Annotated in this window: 10 protein-coding genes; all 10 read left to right on the forward strand. The window is 67.2% G+C overall.

Annotation, left to right across the window (positions count from 1 at the left end; all coding sequences use genetic code 11):
• Window positions 1–45 precede the first annotated feature (45 nt).
• The 10 genes from FQ389_RS08965 to FQ389_RS09010 all read left to right on the forward strand — a co-directional run bounded on the left by FQ389_RS08965 (window position 46) and on the right by FQ389_RS09010 (window position 18112).
• A complete protein-coding gene (locus tag FQ389_RS08965; RefSeq protein ID WP_144206919.1) occupies window positions 46–1932 on the forward strand; it encodes a glycosyltransferase in 1887 nt (628 codons plus the stop codon).
• Entirely contained in the window at window positions 1925–2461 is a 537-nt protein-coding gene (locus FQ389_RS08970; RefSeq protein ID WP_144206922.1) for a phosphatase PAP2 family protein, read from the forward strand. Before FQ389_RS08965 ends, FQ389_RS08970 begins: the two co-directional genes overlap by 8 nt.
• Before the next feature lie 11 nt (window positions 2462–2472).
• Complete coding sequence (locus FQ389_RS08975) at window positions 2473–3384, forward strand: decaprenyl-phosphate phosphoribosyltransferase (RefSeq protein WP_144206924.1); 912 nt, start codon at window positions 2473–2475, stop codon at window positions 3382–3384.
• Window positions 3371–5341, forward strand: a complete 1971-nt coding sequence (gene aftB / locus FQ389_RS08980; RefSeq protein WP_313901963.1) for a terminal beta-(1->2)-arabinofuranosyltransferase — start codon at window positions 3371–3373, stop codon at window positions 5339–5341. Before FQ389_RS08975 ends, aftB begins: the two co-directional genes overlap by 14 nt.
• Window positions 5342–5665: 324 nt before the next feature.
• Entirely contained in the window at window positions 5666–6706 is a 1041-nt protein-coding gene (gene ag85B / locus FQ389_RS08985; protein ID WP_144206928.1) for a diacylglycerol acyltransferase/mycolyltransferase Ag85B, read from the forward strand.
• A 154-nt stretch (window positions 6707–6860) separates the two neighbouring features.
• Complete coding sequence (locus tag FQ389_RS08990; RefSeq protein WP_407662825.1) at window positions 6861–7772, forward strand: esterase family protein; 912 nt, start codon at window positions 6861–6863, stop codon at window positions 7770–7772.
• Between the two features lie 130 nt (window positions 7773–7902).
• Window positions 7903–8916, forward strand: a complete 1014-nt coding sequence (gene culp6 / locus FQ389_RS08995; protein WP_144206930.1) for a carboxylesterase Culp6 — start codon at window positions 7903–7905, stop codon at window positions 8914–8916.
• Between the two features lie 267 nt (window positions 8917–9183).
• Window positions 9184–11082, forward strand: coding sequence for a long-chain-fatty-acid--AMP ligase FadD32 (gene fadD32 / locus FQ389_RS09000; RefSeq protein ID WP_144206931.1), 1899 nt, complete (start codon window positions 9184–9186; stop codon window positions 11080–11082).
• Window positions 11083–11093: 11 nt separating this feature from the next.
• Complete coding sequence (gene pks13, locus FQ389_RS09005) at window positions 11094–16532, forward strand: polyketide synthase Pks13 (protein ID WP_144206933.1); 5439 nt, start codon at window positions 11094–11096, stop codon at window positions 16530–16532.
• Entirely contained in the window at window positions 16532–18112 is a 1581-nt protein-coding gene (locus tag FQ389_RS09010) for an acyl-CoA carboxylase subunit beta (RefSeq protein ID WP_144206935.1), read from the forward strand. The genes pks13 and FQ389_RS09010 overlap by 1 nt, the downstream gene beginning before the upstream one ends.
• The last annotated feature ends 50 nt before the right edge of the window (window positions 18113–18162 follow it).

An 18162-nucleotide genomic window follows, 5' to 3' on the forward strand; every position in this document is an offset into this window, starting at 1 on the left:
CGCCGACGACAATGCACAGCGACGCACGATGAGGAGTGGCGCCCAATGACTGCCGTGAGCTTGCTGTCTCGCATCATCTTGCCGCGACCGGGTGAACCCCTCGACGTCCGCAAGCTGTACCTAGAAGAGTCCACCACCAACGGGCGGCGCACGCATGCGACCAGCCGCATTTCGCTGGAGATCGGCAAAGAGTCCGAGGTGTCGTTCGCCACCTACTTCAACGCGTTCCCGGCCAGCTACTGGCGGCGCTGGTCGATCTGCACCTCGGTAGTTCTGCGGGTCGAGGTGACCGGGACCGGGCGGCTGGACGTGTACCGGACGAAGGCCACCGGGGTACGGATATCGGTCGAGGGCCGCCAATTCGTCGGCACCGACGGCCAACCGGCCGTCGTCGAGATCGATGTGCCGCTGAAGCCGTTTGAGGACGGCGGCTGGATCTGGTTCGACATCACCACCGACACCGACGTCACCTTGCGCAGCGGGGGCTGGTACGCCACCGAGCCGGCCCCGGGCACGGCCAACGTCGCGGTCGGCATCCCCACCTTCAACCGCCCGGCGGACTGCGTCAACGCCCTGGCCGACCTCACCACAGATCCCTTGGTGGACGCGGTGATCGGTGCGGTGATCGTGCCGGATCAGGGCGTCCGCAAGGTCCGCGATCACCCCGACTTCCCGGCCGCGGCCGCCGCCCTGGGCAATCGGCTCTCCATTCATGACCAGCCCAACCTCGGTGGGTCCGGCGGCTACAGCCGGGTGATGTACGAGGCGCTGAAAAACACTGACTGTGAACAGATTCTGTTCATGGACGACGATATCCGCATCGAGCCCGACTCGATTCTGCGGGTGCTGGCCCTGAGCCGCTTCGCCAAGTCGCCGATGCTGATCGGCGGCCAGATGCTCAACCTGCAGGAGCCGTCGCACCTGCACATCATGGGCGAGGTCGTCGACCAGTCGAACTTCATGTGGACCGCCGCGCCGCACGCCGCATACGACCACAACTTCGCCGAATTCCCGTTGGGGGACAAGAACGAACGCAGCGCGCTGCTGCACCGGCGCATCGACGTCGACTTCAACGGCTGGTGGACGTGCATGATCCCGCGGCAGGTTGCCGAGGAACTCGGCCAGCCGCTGCCGTTGTTCATCAAATGGGACGACGCCGAATACGGTCTGCGCGCCGGAGAACACGGCTACCCGACGGTCACCCTGCCTGGCGCGGCGATCTGGCACATGGCTTGGAGCGACAAGGACGACGCGATCGACTGGCAGGCCTACTACCATCTGCGCAACCGGCTGGTGGTCGCTGCGCTGCACTGGGAGGGTGACATCACCGGACTGGTTCGCAGCCATCTCAAGGCGACGCTGAAACACCTTGCCTGCCTTGAATATTCGACTGTCGCGATCCAGAACCGGGCCATCGACGACTTCCTCGCCGGTCCGGAGCACACCTTCTCGATTCTGGAATCGGCGCTGCCGGAAGTTCATCGGCTGCGCAAGGAGTATACGGATGCCGTCGTGCTGCCGGCGGCCAGCGAGCTGCCGCCGCCGCGGTACAAAACCAAGGCGATGAAGCCGCCGGTGAATCCCGTGTCGATCAGCTACCGGCTGGCCCGGGGAATCCTGCACAACCTCACAGCCGCCGACCCGGAAAGCCACCGGCGGCCAGAGTACAACGTGCCGACCCAGGACGCGCGCTGGTTCCGGCTGTGCACCGTCGACGGCGTCACCGTCACCACGGCCGACGGGTGCGGCGTGGTCTACCGGCAGCGCGACCGGCGCAAGATGTTCACCCTGCTGTTGCAGTCGCTGCGACGCCAGCGTCAGCTGCTGCGCCGGTTCGACGAGATGCGCCGTGTGTACCGCGGCGCGCTGCCGGTGCTGTCCAGCAAGCAGAAGTGGGAGACGGCGTTGCTGCCCGCAGCACAGCATGGCTGAATCCGCGGCCGAGGCGCCGACCGGCGAGGTGGCCGCGATGGTCGCCGTCCAATCGGCGTTGGCCGACCGGCCCGGGCTGTTGGCCGTCGCCCGAGCCATGTCGCACTTCGGCGAGCACAGCCTCGGCTGGCTGATCGTCGCGATGTTCGGCGCGGCGGTGGCGCCGGCGCGGCGCCGCGACTGGCTGGTCGCCGGCGCGGGCACCTTCACCGCGCACGCGGCGGCGGTGCTGATCAAACGGGTGGTGCGACGCAAGCGCCCGCATCACCCGGCCGTCACCGTCAACGTCGGCACGCCCAGTCAGCTGAGTTTCCCGTCCGCGCATGCCACCTCGACGACGGCCGCGGCGCTGCTGATGGGGCGGGCCGCCGGGCTGCCCTGCGGACTGAGCGTGGCGGTGCTGGTGCCGCCGATGGCGCTGTCGCGGATACTGCTGGGCGTGCACTATCCCAGCGATGTCACTTTCGGCGTGGCGCTCGGCGCCACGGTCGCACGCCTTGCACTCTGGCTCGATAGGAAGTCGAGGTAGGTGTGTCCGAGATGAGCGAAGACGTGGTGACCGGGCGGCCGCCGGCAAACCTGATCACCGGAGTGATCAAGGCGATGCGCCCGCGCCAATGGGTCAAGAACGTGTTGGTGGTGGCCGCCCCGGTGGCCGCGGCCGGTCGCGGTGTCCGCTACGACTACGCCGAAGTGGCGACCAAGGTGGGCGTGGCGTTCGTCGTGTTCGGCCTGGCGGCCTCGGCGATCTATCTGATCAACGATGTCCGTGACGTCGAGGCCGACCGTGAGCATCCCTCCAAGCGGTTCCGGCCGATCGCGGCCGGCGTGGTGCCCGAGTGGCTGGCCTACGTGCTCGCTGCGGCGCTGGGCACGGCCTCGCTGGCCCTGTCCTGGTGGCTCACCCCAAACCTCGCCGTGGTAATGGCCGTCTACATCGCGATGCAACTGGCCTACTGCTTCGGCCTGAAACACCAAGCGGTGATGGACATATGCATCGTGTCGTCGGCGTATCTGCTGCGGGCGATCGCCGGGGGCGCGGCCACGGACATCCCGCTGTCCCAGTGGTTCCTGCTGACCGCGGCGTTCGCGTCGCTGTTCATGGTGGCCGGAAAACGCTATGCCGAATTGCAGCTGGCCGAGCGCACCGGGGCGGCCATCCGCAAGTCGCTGGAGAGCTACACCAGCACCTACCTGCGGTTCGTCTGGACGTTGTCGGCGACCGCAGTGGTGATGTGCTACGGCCTGTGGGCCTTCGAGCGGGACCGTTACTCGGGTTCCTGGTTCGCGGTGTCGATGGTCCCGTTCACGATCGCGATCCTGCGTTACGCCGTCGACATCGACGGCGGGTTGGCGGGCGAGCCCGAAGACATCGCGCTGCGCGACCGGGTGCTGCAGCTGCTGTTCCTGGCGTGGATCGCAACGGTTGGTGCCGCGGTTGCCTTCGGCTAGTCCCGGCTTGGAGGCCATCAAGCGTGAGATGATGCACCGCCGGGCCGGGGGCACGCGGCGTGGCCGGTCGCCGTTCCCGTACGACCCCGTGGTCCGGATCAGTCTGTGGATCAGCGTGGCGGTGATCGCCGCGCTGTTCGGCTGGGGAGCGTGGCAGCGGCGCTGGATCGCCGACGACGGGCTGATCGTGTTGCGCACTGTACGCAACCTGTTGGCCGGCAACGGGCCGGTGTTCAACCAGGGCGAGCGGGTGGAGGCCAACACCTCGACGGCCTGGACCTACCTGATGTATGCGGGAGGCTGGGTCGGTGGGCCGCTGCGATTGGAATACGTCGCGCTGGCGTTGGCGCTAGTGCTGTCGGTGACGGGCGTGGTGCTGCTGATGCTGGGCACCGGCCGGCTCTACGCACCGAGCCTGCAGGGCCGGCGCGCGATCATGTTGCCTGCCGGGGCGCTGGTGTACATCGCGTTGCCGCCGGCTCGGGACTTCGCCACCTCCGGCCTGGAAAACGGCTTGACGCTGGCCTATCTGGGGTTGCTGTGGTGGATGATGGTCTGCTGGTCCCAGCCGGTGCGCAACCGGCCGGATAGCGAGGTGTTCATCGGGGCGCTGGCCTTCGTCGCGGGGTTCAGCGTGCTGGTGCGCCCGGAGCTGGCGCCGATAGGTGGACTGGCACTGATCATAATGCTGACGGCGGCCCGCACCTGGCGTCGCCGGGTGCTGATCGTGTCGGCCGGTGGGCTGCTACCGGTGGGCTATCAGATCTTCCGGATGGGATACTACGGGCTGCTGGTGCCCGGGACCGCTCTGGCCAAGGACGCCGCAGGTGACAAGTGGTCTCAGGGCATGATCTATCTGTCCAACTTCGTTCACCCATACGCCGTGTGGTTGGCAGTACTGCTGTTGGTGCCGCTGGGTCTGCTGGTGATGGCGGCGCGACACCGCCCGTCGTTTCTGCGCCCGACGCTGGCCCCCAATTACGGTCGGCTCGCCCGCCGTGTGCAGTGCCCGTCGGCAGTGGTCGCCTTCGTCTTGGTGAGCGGTCTGCTGCAGGCGTTGTACTGGACTCGGCAGGGCGGTGATTTCATGCACGCGCGGGTGTTGCTGGCGCCGCTTTTTTGTTTGCTGGCGCCGGTCGCGGTGGTGCCGGTGCTGATTCCCGACGGGCAGGATTACTCGCGCGAGACCGAGTACTGGGTAGCAGGTTCAGCCGGGCTGCTGTGGCTGGGGCTGGCGGGCTGGTCGCTGTGGGCAGCAAACTCGCCGGGGATGGGATACGACGCCACCCACGTCACCTACACGGGCATCGTCGACGAGCGGCGCTTCTACGCTCAGGCGACCGGGCACGCGCACCCGCTGACCGCCGCGGACTACCTGGATTACCCGCGGATGGCGGCCGTGCTGACGGCGCTGGACAACACTCCCGAGGGGGCGCTGCTGTTGCCGTCGGGCAATTACACGCAGTGGGATCTGGTGCCGATGCTGCAGCCCCCGCCCGGGCAACCACCGCAAAATCCGCAACACGCAGTGTTTTTCACGAACCTGGGCATGCTGGGCATGAACGTCGGTCTCGACGTCCGGGTGATCGACCAGATCGGGTTGGCCAACCCGCTCGCCCAGCACACCCAGCGCCTGACACACGGGCGGATCGGGCACGACAAGAACCTCTTTCCCGACTGGGTGATCGCGGACGGGCCATGGGTGAAGCTGTATCCGGGCGTTCCGGGCTATCTGGACGTGAATTGGGTTGCTCAGGCGGTGGCGGCCCTGCAGTGTCCCGACACCAAGGCCGTGCTGGCTTCGGTGCGTGCGCCGATGACGCTGCATCGGTTCGTCTCAAACTTCTTGCACTCCTTCGAATTCACCGGCTACCGAATCGACCGGGTGCCCCGCTACGAACTCGCCCGGTGCGGTCTTCCGGTGCCCGAAGCGATTCCCCCGCCGGCGCGCGAGTGAAAATTGCGGCGACAAATCTCACAGATCACGAACCAATCTCGATTTTTCTTGCGCCACATACTGACAGCAAATTCACATGTGGCCGCAGACCTGTGTGCGAGCACCACCCGGCACATGCGCAAACGCCTGTTTCTCGCGATCCGCCGCTCGGCAAAAACCGACGAAAACTTCGCCGGCAGACGGTTGCGGAGTGTCCTCGATGAGAGGCCCCGCGTGTAGGTGTGGTTCACTACTCCAGGACTGCCACGCCCGTTGCGCATGCAGTCCGAACCAATCGACGACGCGCCCTGCTGAAGGATGCGCCGAAAAGATGAGGAAGCAAGGATGACGCTTGTTGACAGGTTTCGCGGCGCTCTGCTGGAACGGATGCCACGCCGACTCGTGGTGGGTGCCGCAGGTGCGGCTCTGTTGTTGGGTCTGATCGGCGTCGTGGGGAGCTCGGCAACCGCGGGAGCGTTCTCGCGTCCCGGTCTGCCGGTGGAGTACCTGCAGGTTCCGTCGACGGGGATGGGCCGCGACATCAAGGTTCAGTTCCAGAGCGGCGGCGCGAACTCGCCGGCGCTGTACCTGCTCGACGGCATGCGCGCGCAGGATGACTTCAACGGCTGGGACATCAACACCCCGGCGTTCGAGTGGTACAACCAGTCGGGCATCTCGGTGGTCATGCCCGTCGGTGGCCAGTCGAGCTTCTACTCCGACTGGTACAAGCCCGCCTGCGGTAAGGCCGGCTGCACCACGTACAAGTGGGAGACCTTCCTGACCAGCGAGCTGCCGCAGTACCTGTCGGCACAGAAGCAGGTCAAGCCGACTGGCAGCGCGGCCGTCGGTCTGTCGATGGCGGGCTCGCCGGCGCTCATCCTTGCGGCCTACCACCCCGATCAGTTCCCGTACGCCGGCTCGCTGTCGGCGCTGCTGGACCCGTCGCAGGGAATGGGACCGTCGCTGATCGGCCTGGCCATGGGTGATGCCGGCGGCTACAAGGCCTCCGACATGTGGGGCCCGTCCATCGACTCCGCGTGGCAGCGCAACGACCCGTCGCTGCAGGTTGGCAAGCTGGTCGCGAACAACACCCGCATCTGGGTGTACTGCGGTAACGGCAAGCCGTCGGACCTGGGGGGCGACAACTTGCCCGCCAAGTTCCTCGAAGGTATCGTCCGGACCAGCAACCTGAAGTTCCAGGACGCCTACAACGCGGCCGGTGGCCACAACGCGGTATGGAACTTCGACGCCAACGGCACGCACGACTGGCGCTACTGGGGCGCGCAGCTGTACGCCATGCTGCCCGACCTGCGGTCGTCGCTGGGCGCCACTTCTGGTGCGGGCCTGGCTACCGCGGCCGCCGCTGGTTCCACCCAGGGCACTTAACCACGCAACACGACACGACTGTGGCGGCGGGAACCCTTCGGGGTCCCGCCGCTCGTAGTTGCGGCAGTGTGACCTGTTTCACTACCCTGCGGATCGGCCGTACTTACGCGCTGGTTATTGTGCAAACACAGCGACAACACGATGGAGGGTGGACATGACGGTCGTGCGGGTTGTGCCAGCGGTTTTCTGGGCGCTCTGCGTGGCGGTACTGGCGGCGGGGCTGGCCTTGGCGCTACAGCTTGCCGGCATTGTCGGCAAAGCCAGGGCGGCGGGGTACGAAACGCTGATGGTTCCCTCGGCGGCCATGGGTCGCGACATCCCGGTGGCGTTCCTCGGCGGTGGGCCGCACGCCGTGTACCTGCTGGACGCCTTTAACGCGGCACCGGACGTCAGCAACTGGGTGACCGCCGGCAACGCGATGAACACGCTGGTCGGCAAGGGAATCTCGGTGGTGGCCCCCGCCGGGGGCGCGTGGAGCATGTACACCAACTGGGAGCGGGACGGCAGCAAACAGTGGGACACCTTTCTGTCCAGCGAGCTGCCGGACTGGCTGGCCGCCAACAAGGGTTTGGCGCCCGGCGGTCACGGCGCCGTCGGCGCCTCGCAGGGCGGGTACGGCGCGCTGGCGCTGGCGGCCTTCCACCCCGACCGGTTCGGCTTCGCCGGCTCGCTGTCCGGGTTCGTCTACCCGTCGAGCACCAACTACAACGGCGCGATCCTGGTCGGCCTGCAGCAGTTCGGCGGCGTCGACGGCAACGGCATGTGGGGAGCGCCACAGCTGGGCCGCTGGAAGAGGCACGACCCATACGTGCATGCTGCGCTGCTGGCGCAGAACAACACCCGGGTGTGGATCTACAGCCCCACCACCCAGGCCGGTGACGACGCCGCCATGGTCGGCCAGGTGGGCGCGGCGATGGGCAGCTCGCGGGAATTTTACCAGCAGTACCGCAACGTCGGCGGGCACAACGGGCACTTCGACTTCTCGGCAGGCGGCGACAACAGCTGGGGCTCGTGGTCGGGGCAGCTGGGGGCCATGTCGGGCGACATCGTGGGTGCCATCCGCTAACTCCGGGGACGATTGTCGGACGGAGGGAGCCGCGCCCCGAGCCGGTACCGTGTAGTGGACGTAGCAGAGGGCGGGACGGCCGCTTGACCGTGTTCGAGCTGCGACCGACCGACTCTGCCAGCAGGAGACCATGACCACGAACTCCCGGCGCAACAAGCGCCGCCGCATCTTCGCTTGGGCCGCCGCGCTCAGCATGGCCGGCGTCGTCCTGTTGGTCATCGTGGCCGTGGTAACCATGCTGCGTAGTTCCGAACCGCCACTCAGCGGGATGCTCCCGGGTGTGCTGCCGCCACCGTCCACGAGCAGCTACCCGCACAAGCCGCGGCCGGCCTCGCAGGACGCGTCGTGTCCCGAAGTCGAAATGATAGTGATCCCCGGGACCTGGGAGTCGTCGCCGCAGGACGATCCGCTCAATCCGGTGCAGTTTCCGAATGCGTTGCTGCACAACCTGACCGGGGTGATCAGGCAGCAGTTTCCGGCGTCGCGGGTGTTGACCTACACCGTGCCCTACACGGCGCAGTTCCGTAACCCGCTGAGCGGCGACACCCAGATGTCCTACAACGAGAGTCGGGCCGAGGGCACCCGGGCGGCAATCCAGGCGCTGACCGACATGACCAACAGGTGCCCGCTGACCAGCTACGTGCTGCTGGGCTTTTCGCAGGGCGCGGTGATCGCCGGCGACATCGCCAGCGACATCGGTAACGGGCGCGGCCCGGTCGACGACGATCTGGTGCTCGGGGTGACGCTGATCGCCGACGGCCGGCGTCAGCAGGGGGTCGGCAACGACGTCGGGCCAAACCCGCCCGGCGAGGGTGCCGAGGTCACCCTGCATGAGGTGCCGGTGCTGTCGGAACTGGGGTTGACAATGACCGGGGCGCGGCCCGGCGGTTTCGGCGACCTCTACAGCAAAACCAACGAGATTTGCGCCCCGGGTGATCTGATCTGCGCAGCCCCGAAAGAGGCGTTCAGCATCGCGAACCTGCCGAATGTCCTCAATACCCTGGCCGATGGCGCGGGCCAGTCGGTTCACGCCATGTACGCCACACCCCAGTTTTGGAACCTGGACGGCACACCGGCGACGGACTGGACGTTGAATTGGGCGCGTAATCTCATCGAAAACGCGCCGCACCCCAAGCACGGATGACTGGTCGAGGACACAACGGTCAGGTGGGCTGGTACCGGCGGCAATCGGCGGTACCTTGAGATTTGGTCTGCCGCGCGTCGCCACCTAACATTAAGAGAAAACTAAGAGCTATTAGAGTTTGGTGGGCTTCCTACCGGGTCGTAGCTCGCACGGACCGGCGCAGCTCTGCGCCGCTAACGAGGCTGGCCCACACAGACCAACAGTCGGCGTAGCCGACACCAGAACCGCCGGAGCAGCTGACCGGCGAGCGTGACAGGAGAGAGCGGCATGCCGTACCACAACCCGTTCATTGTGAACGGACGAATCAGGTTCCCGGATAATACGAACTTGGTTCGGCACGTGGAGAAGTGGGCGAAGGTTCGCGGCGACCGGCTAGCCTACCGGTTCGTCGACTTCTCCACCGAGCGCGACGGGGTGTACCGCGACATCGTCTGGCGCGACTTCAGCGCCCGCAACCGTGCCGTGGGGGCCCGCCTGGAGCAGGCCACCCAGCCCAGTGACCGCATCGCCATCCTGTGCCCGCAGAACCTCAACTACCTGATCGCGTTCTTCGGCGCGCTGTACGCCGGCCGGATCGCGGTGCCGCTGTTCGACCCCAGCGAGCCGGGCCACGTCGGCCGCCTGCATGCCGTCCTCGACGACTGCCACCCGTCGACCATCCTGACCACCACCGAGGCCGCCGAAGGCGTCCGCAAGTTCATCCGGTCCCGCGCGGCCAAGGAACGGCCGCACGTCATCGCCGTCGACGCGGTGCCCGACGAGGTCGCCGCCACCTGGGTCGAGCCCGAGGCCACCGAGGAAACCATCGCCTACCTGCAGTACACCTCCGGCTCCACCCGCACCCCGACCGGCGTGCAGATCACCCAGCTCAACCTGCCCACCAACGTGCTGCAGGTGCTGGTCGGCCTGGAGGGCAAAGAAGGTGACCGTGGCCTGTCCTGGCTGCCGTTCTTCCACGATATGGGCCTGATCACCGCGCTACTCTCGCCGGTGCTCGGGCACAACTTCACCTTCATGACGCCCGCCGCTTTCGTGCGCCGCCCCGGCCGCTGGATCCGGGAGATGGCCCGCAAACCCGACGACGCCCCGGACTGCGAGGTGTTTACGGTCGCACCGAACTTCGCCTTCGAGCACGCCGCCGTGCGCGGCGTGCCCAAGGAGGGCGAACCGCCGCTGGACCTGAGCAACGTCAAGGCGATCCTCAACGGCAGCGAGCCTGTCTCGCCGGCGTCGATGCGCAAGTTCCACGAAGCGTTCGCGCCGTACGGTCTGCGCGACACCGCGATCAAGCCGTCCTACGGCCTGGCCGAGGCGACGCTGTTCGTCTCCACCACGCCGATGGATGAGAAGCCGACCATCATCCATGTCGACCGCGACGAGCTGAACAACCAGCGCTTCGTCAAGGTGCCCGCCGATTCGCCGAACGCGGTCGCGCAGGTGTCCACCGGCGTCGTCGGCGTCGACGAATGGGCGGTCATCGTCGACCCCGACACCGCCACCGAGCTGCCCGACGGCCAGATCGGGGAGATCTGGCTGCACGGCAAGAACCTCGGCACCGGCTACTGGGGCAAAGAGGAAGAGACCAACCACGTCTTCCGTAACATCCTCAAGTCGCGCATCCCCGAGTCGCACGCCGAGGGTGCCGCCGACGACGGGCTGTGGGTGCGCACCGGCGACTACGGCACCTACTTCGACAGGCACCTCTATATTGTGGGGCGAATCAAGGACCTAGTCATCATCGACGGCCGCAACCACTACCCGCAGGACCTCGAGTACACGGCGCAGGAGGCCAGCAAGGCGCTGCGCACCGGATACGTGGCCGCGTTCTCGGTGCCGGCCAACCAGCTGCCGCAAGCGGTGTTCGACAACCCGCACACCGGCCTCACGTTCGACCCGGACAACAACTCCGAGCAGCTGGTGATCGTGGCCGAGCGCGCCGCGGGTACGCACAAGCTCGATTACCAGCCCATTGCCGACGAGGTTCGCGCGGCCATCGCCGTGCGTCACGGCGTCACGGTCCGTGACTTGCTGCTGGTTCAGTCGGGGTCGATTCCCCGGACGTCCAGCGGCAAGATCGGCCACCGTGCCTGCCGCGCCGCCTACCTTGACGGCAGCCTGCGCAGCGGCGTGGGATCCCCGACCGCTTTTGCCAACGCAACAGACTGAATCCAGGAATCATGGCTGACACAGAATCTGATCTGCCCGAAAACCCCGTAACCGCGGCCTCGGCCCCCGGCGGGGAGACCGGCGAGGTGCCCGCCGAGACGACCGCGCCGCCCGCCGGCGACGAGGTGACGCACAGCGACGGGGAGAAGCCGCGCATCACCACTGTCGCCGAGATGCGCGAGTGGCTGCGCAACTGGGTGGGCCGGGCCGTCGGGCAGTCGCCCGACGCGATCGACGAGTCCGTGCCGATGGTGGAGCTGGGGTTGTCGTCGCGCGACGCCGTGGCGCTGGCCGCCGACATCGAGGACCTGACCGGTGTTACCCTGTCGATTGCCGTGGCGTTCCAGCACCCGACCATCGAGTCGCTGGCGACCCGCATCATCGAGGGTGAACCGGAACGCCCCGATGACGACTTCGACACCGTCGACTGGACGCGCACCGGACCCGCGGAACGGGTCGACATCGCGATCGTCGGGTTGGCGACCCGGTTGCCCGGGGACATGAACAGCCCCGAGGAAACCTGGCAGGCGTTAATGGAGGGCCGCGATGCCATCACCGACCTGCCCGAGGGCCGCTGGTCGGAGTTCCTTGAAGAGCCGCGCATCGCACAGATGGTGGAGAAGGCGTGCACCCGCGGCGGCTACCTTAAAGACATCAAGGGGTTCGACTCTGAGTTCTTCGCGATCGCCAAGACCGAGGCCGACAATATCGACCCGCAGCAGCGGATGGCGCTGGAGCTGACCTGGGAGGCGCTCGAGCACGCCCGCATTCCGGCGTCGAGCCTGCGCGGCGAGGCCGTCGGCGTGTACGTCGGATTCTCCAACCACGACTACCAGTTCCTGGCGGTCTCCGACCCGACCGTCGCGCACCCCTATGCGATCACCGGCACCGCGAACTCGATCATCGCCAACCGGGTCTCCTACTTCTACGACTTCCGCGGCCCCTCGGTGGCGCTGGACACTGCCTGCTCGAGCTCGCTGGTGGCGACGCATCAGGCGGTGCAGGCGCTGCGCAACGGCGAATGCGACGTCGCCCTCGCCGGCGGCGTCAACGCGCTGCTCACCCCGCTGGCGACGCTCGGTTTCGACGAGATCGGCGCCGTGCTGGCACCCGACGGCCGGATTAAGTCGTTCTCGTCGGACGCCGACGGCTACACCCGCTCGGAGGGCGGCGGCATGTTCGTGCTCAAGCGGGTCGCGGACGCTCGCCGGGACGGCGACCAGATCCTGGCCGTCATCGCCGGCAGCGCGGTCAACCACGACGGCCGCTCCAACGGTCTGATCGCCCCCAACCAGGACGCCCAGGCCGAGGTGCTGCGCCGGGCCTACAAGGACGCCGGCATCGATCCGCGCAATGTCGACTACGTCGAGGCGCACGGCACAGGAACTGTGCTCGGCGACCCGATCGAGGCCGAGGCGCTGGGGAGGGTCATCGGCCGGGGTCGTAGCGCCGACCGCCCGGTGTTGCTGGGTGCGGTGAAAACCAATGTGGGACACCTGGAGTCGGCCGCCGGCGGGGCCAGCCTGGCCAAGGTGGTGCTGTCGCTGCAGCACGACAAGCTGCCGCCGTCGATCAACTTCGCCGGGCCCAGCCCCTACATCGATTTCGACGGCATGCACTTGAAAGTCATCGACAGCGCGACCGATTGGCCCCGCTACGGCGGGTACGCGCTGGCCGGTGTGTCCAGCTTCGGCTTCGGTGGCGCCAACGCGCACCTGGTGGTGCGCGAGGTGCTGCCCAGCGACGTCGTCGAGCGCCAGCCGAAACCGGCGCCCGAGGCCGCGGCGCAGGCGGACGCCGAGCAAACCGAAATGCCTACGCTCGAAAGTCACTCGCTGCGCTTCGACGACTTCGGTAACATTATCCCCGACGATCTCCCGGTCGACGACTTCGAGCCGGAGCTGCCCGGCCTCACCGAAGAGGCGCTGAGCCTCAAGGCGGCCACGTTGGAAGAGCTTGCGGCACAACAGGAAGCGGAGCCGGTCAAGCCGCTGATCCCGCTCGTCGTGTCGGCGTTCTTGACTTCACGCAAGAAGGCCGCCGCCGCCGAGCTGGCGGACTGGATGGAATCCCCAGAGGGGCAGGCGTCTTCGCTGGAGTTGATCGGCCGGTCGCTGTCGCGACGCAACCATGGCCGGTCGCGGGCGGTGGTGTTGGCCCACGATCACAAGGAAGCCATCAAGGGCTTGCGCGCGGTGGCCGAGGGTAAGCAGCGGCCGGGAGTGTTCAGTGTCGACGGCCCGGTGGCCAACGGCCCGGTGTGGGTGCTCGCCGGTTTCGGTGCGCAGCACCGCGAGATGGGCAAGAACCTGTATCTGCGCAACGAGGTGTTCGCCAGCTGGATCGACAAGGTCGACTCCCTGATCCAGGACGAGCTGGGCTACTCGGTGCTGGAGTTGATCCTCGACGACTCCCAGGACTACGGCATCGAGACCACGCAGGTCACCATCTTCGCGATCCAGATCGCGCTGGGTGAACTGCTCAAACATCACGGCGCCAAGCCCGCCGCGGTGGTGGGCCAGTCGCTGGGTGAGGCCGCGTCGGCCTACTTCGCCGGTGGGCTGTCGCTGCGCGACGCCGCCCGGGCGATCTGCTCGCGGTCGCATCTGATGGGCGAGGGCGAGGCGATGCTGTTCGGTGAGTACATCCGGCTGATGGCGTTGGTGGAGTACTCCGCCGACGAGATCAAGACGGTGTTCTCCGACTTCCCGGATCTCGAGGTGTGTGTCTACGCCGCGCCCACCCAGACCGTCATCGGCGGCCCGCCCGAACAGGTCGACGCGATCATCGCCCGCGCCGAATCGGAGGGCAAGTTCGCCCGCAAGTTCCAGACCAAGGGCGCCAGCCACACCTCGCAGATGGATCCGCTGCTCGGCGAGCTCAGCGCCGAGTTGCAGGGCATCAAGCCTATGAGCCCCACGGTCGGCATCTACTCGACGGTGCACGAGGGCAGCTACGTCAAGCCGGGCAGCGAGCCGATCCACGATGTGGAGTACTGGAAGAAGGGCCTGCGGCACAGCGTGTACTTCACCCACGGGATCCGTAACGCCGTGGAGAGCGGGCACACCACCTTCCTGGAGCTGGCGCCCAACCCGGTGGCGCTGATGCAGGTCGGGTTGACCACCGCGGCGGCGGGACTGCATGACGCCCAACTGATCCCGACGTTGGCGCGCAAGCAGGACGAGGTCGAGTCGATGATCTCGACGATGGCGCAGCTCTACGTCTACGGCCACGACCTGGACGTCCGGACGTTGTTCACCCGCGCGCAGGGCTCGCAGGACTACGCGAACATCCCGCCGACCCGTTTCCACCGCAAAGAGCACTGGCTCGACGTGCGCTTCACCGGTGACGGCGCGGTAGTCATGCCGGGCGCCCACGTCGCGTTGCCGGACGGTCGGCACGTCTGGGAGTTTGCGCCCCGGGGCGGCGAGGTCGACCTACCGGGGCTGGTAAGAGCCGCTGCGGGCCAAGTGATTCCGGACGCGCAGTTGACCACGGCCGAGCAGCGCGCCGCGCCCGGCGACGGTGCCCGGCTGGTCACGACGCTGACCCGGCATCCGGGTGGCGCGTCGATTCAGGTGCACGCCCGGATCGACGAGTCGTTCACGCTGGTGTACGACGCGCTGGTGGCCCGAGCCGGTCAAACCGTCGGCGCCCTGCCCGACGCGGTCGGTACGGGCGCAGCGATCGCGCCCACGGCCGCAACGGGATTGGCGGAAGCGCCGGCCGCGTCGCCGACTGGTGAGGCTGAGGACGCCGAGACGTTGTCGGACAGTCTGACCAACCGCTACATGCCGAGCGGGTTCACCAAGTGGTCGCCGGAGTCCGGCGAGACCATCGCCGAGCGGCTCGGCGCGATCGTGTCGGCGGCCATGGGCTACGAGCCGGAGGACCTGCCCTGGGAGGTGCCGCTGATCGAGCTCGGGCTGGACTCGCTGATGGCGGTGCGGATCAAGAACCGCGTGGAGTACGACTTCGACCTCCCGCCAATCCAATTGGCGGCGGTGCGTGACGCGAACCTCTACAACGTCGAGAAGCTGATCGAGTACGCGATCGAGCACCGCCACGAGGTGGAGCAGCTGCACGAGTACCAGAAGACGCAGACAGCCGACGAGATCGCCGAGGCACAGGCCGAATTGCTTAGTGGGGCAACGCCGTCGTCGGTGGTGACCGCACCGGACCCGCAGGCGGAGCACCAGACTCAGCCGGCCGCACCGGCGCTGTCCTCGGACACGCCGATTCCACCGCCGACGGATCCGTCCGGCCCCACGGGCAATGGCTCGGCCAATGGCGCCAAGCCGAACCTAACCGGGGCGGTGGAGGCGCTCAGCCAAGATACCGTCGCACAGGCGCTCAACTCCGATGTGCCGCCGCGTGACGCCGCCGAACGAGTCACCTTCGCCACCTGGGCGATCGTGACGGGTAAGTCACCGGGCGGCATCTTTAACATGTTGCCCAAGCTGGACGAGGACACCGCCGCCAAGATGGCGGAACGGCTATCGGAGCGCGCGGAGGGTCCGATCACGGCCGAGGAGGTGCTCACCTCGGAGAACATTCAGGCGCTGGCTGACAAGGTGCGCCAGTACCTGGAGGCCGGCACGATCGACGGGTTCGTTCGCACGCTGCGGGCGCGTCCCGAGGACGATCCCACCAAGGTGCCAGTGTTCGTGTTCCATCCGGCCGGGGGCTCGACGGTGGTGTACGAACCGCTGCTCAACCGGTTGCCAGCGGACACGCCGATGTACGGCTTCGAGCGGGTCGAGGGGACCATCGAAGAGCGTGCGGCGCAATACGTGCCGAAGCTGATCGAGATGCAGGGCGACGGGCCCTACATCCTGGCCGGCTGGTCGCTGGGCGGGGTGCTGGCCTACGCGTGCGCGATCGGCCTCAAGCGGCTCGGCAAGGACGTCGCGTGGGTGGGTCTGATCGACGCGGTCCGTGCCGGCGAGGAGGTTCCGCAGACCAAGGAGGAGATCCGGAAGCGCTGGGAACGGTACGCCCGGTTCGCCGAGAAGACCTTCCAGGTGACCATCCCGGCGATCCCCTACGAGCAGCTCGAGGAGCTCGACGACGAGGGGCAAATCCGGTTCGTGCTGGAGGCGGTCAAGCAGGGCGGGGTGCAGATCCCGGCCGGCATCATCGAGCACCAGCGCACGTCGTACCTGGACAACCGGGCGATCGACACCGCCGAGATCCAGCCGTACGACGGCCACGTCACCCTCTACATGGCCGATCGCTACCATGACGACGCGATCATGTTCGAGCCGCGCTACGCCGTGCGCCAACCGGACGGCGGTTGGGGTGAGTACGTGTCCGACCTCGAGGTGGTGCCGATTGGTGGCGAGCACATCCAGGCCATCGACGAGCCGATCATCGCCAAAGTCGGCGCGCACATGACCCAGGCGTTGAACGAGATCGTGCACCGCTGGACGAGTGAGGTAGGCAAGTAGTGACGGATGTAGCGCCTGGACCGGCTCCTGTCGTGCACACCACGGCCGAAAAGCTGGCCGAGCTCACCGCTCGACTCGAGCTGGCCAAGGAGCCAGGCGGCGCGAAGGCCGCCGCCAAGCGTGACGCCAAGGGCATCCCGAGTGCTCGCGCCCGCATCCACGCACTGGTCGACCCGGGCACCTTCCTGGAGGTCGGGGCGCTGGCCAAGACCCCGAACGACCCCGACGCGCTTTACGGCGACGGATGCGTCACCGGCCACGCCATGATCGCCGGCCGGCCGGTCGGGGTGTTCTCTCACGACCAGACCGTGTTCCAGGGCACCGTCGGCGAGATGTTCGGCCGCAAGGTGGCCCGGCTGATGGAATGGTGCGCGATGGTCGGCTGCCCGATCATCGGCATCCAGGACTCCGGCGGCGCCCGCATCCAGGACGCTGTCACGTCGCTGGCCTGGTACGCCGAGCTGGGCCGCCGCCACGAGACGTTGTCCGGAGTGGTGCCGCAGATCTCCCTGATCTTCGGGAAATGCGCTGGCGGAGCGGTCTATTCGCCGATCCAGGACGACCTGCTGGTCGCGGTGCGCGACCAGGGTTACTTCTTCGTCACCGGGCCGGACGTGATCCGGGAGGTCACCGGCGAAGAGATCACGCTTGACGAGCTGGGTGGCGCCGACATCCAGGCCCGGTACGGCAACATTCATCACGTCGTCGACACCGAGGCCGAGGCGTTCCAGTACGTCCGGGACTTCCTGTCCTTCCTGCCGTCCAACGTGTTCGACAGCCCGCCGATCGTCAATCCCGGTCTGGAGCCGGAGATCACGCCGACGGACTTGGAACTCGACACGATCATCCCGGACAACGACAACGCCGTGTACGACATGCACGAGATTCTGCTGCGGATCTTCGACGACGGCGACCTTCTCGAGGTCGCCTCGCAGCAGGGGCCGGCGATCATCACCGCGTTCGCGCGGGTCGACGGCCGCCCGGTCGGCGTGATCGCCAACCAGCCCATGCATTTGGCCGGATCGATCGACAACGAGGCGTCCGACAAGGCGACCCGGTTCATCCGGTTCTGCGACATCTTCGAGCTCGCGCTGATCTTCGTGGTGGATACGCCCGGGTTCCTGCCGGGGGCCGAGCAGGAGAAGAACGGCATCATCAAGCGCGGCGGCCGGTTCCTGTCCGCGGTCGTCGAGGCCGACGTGCCCAAGGTGACGATCACCGTACGCAAGTCCTACGGCGGCGCGTACGCCGTGATGGGATCACGGCAGCTGACCGCCGACTTCAACTTCGCCTGGCCCACAGCGCGCATCGCGGTGATCGGCGCCGAGGGCGCCGCCCAGCTGCTGATGAAGCGGTTCCCCGATCCGACGACGCCCGAGGCGCAGCAGATCAAGAAGGACTTCATCGAGGGCTACAACCTCAACATGGCGATTCCGTGGACGGCCGCTGAACGTGGTTTCATCGACGCGGTGATCGATCCGCACCAGACCAGGCTGCTGATCCGTAAGTCGCTACACCTGTTGCGCGACAAGCAGATTTGGTTCCGCGTCGGGCGTAAGCACAGCCTGCTGCCGCTCTGACGAGCATTCAGGCTTCTTCAACCGCGCTATTTTATGCGATTCCGCTGTCG

The organism is Mycobacterium tilburgii (genome assembly GCF_902168065.1).
In the GTDB taxonomy this organism is placed as follows: domain Bacteria; phylum Actinomycetota; class Actinomycetes; order Mycobacteriales; family Mycobacteriaceae; genus Mycobacterium; species Mycobacterium tilburgii.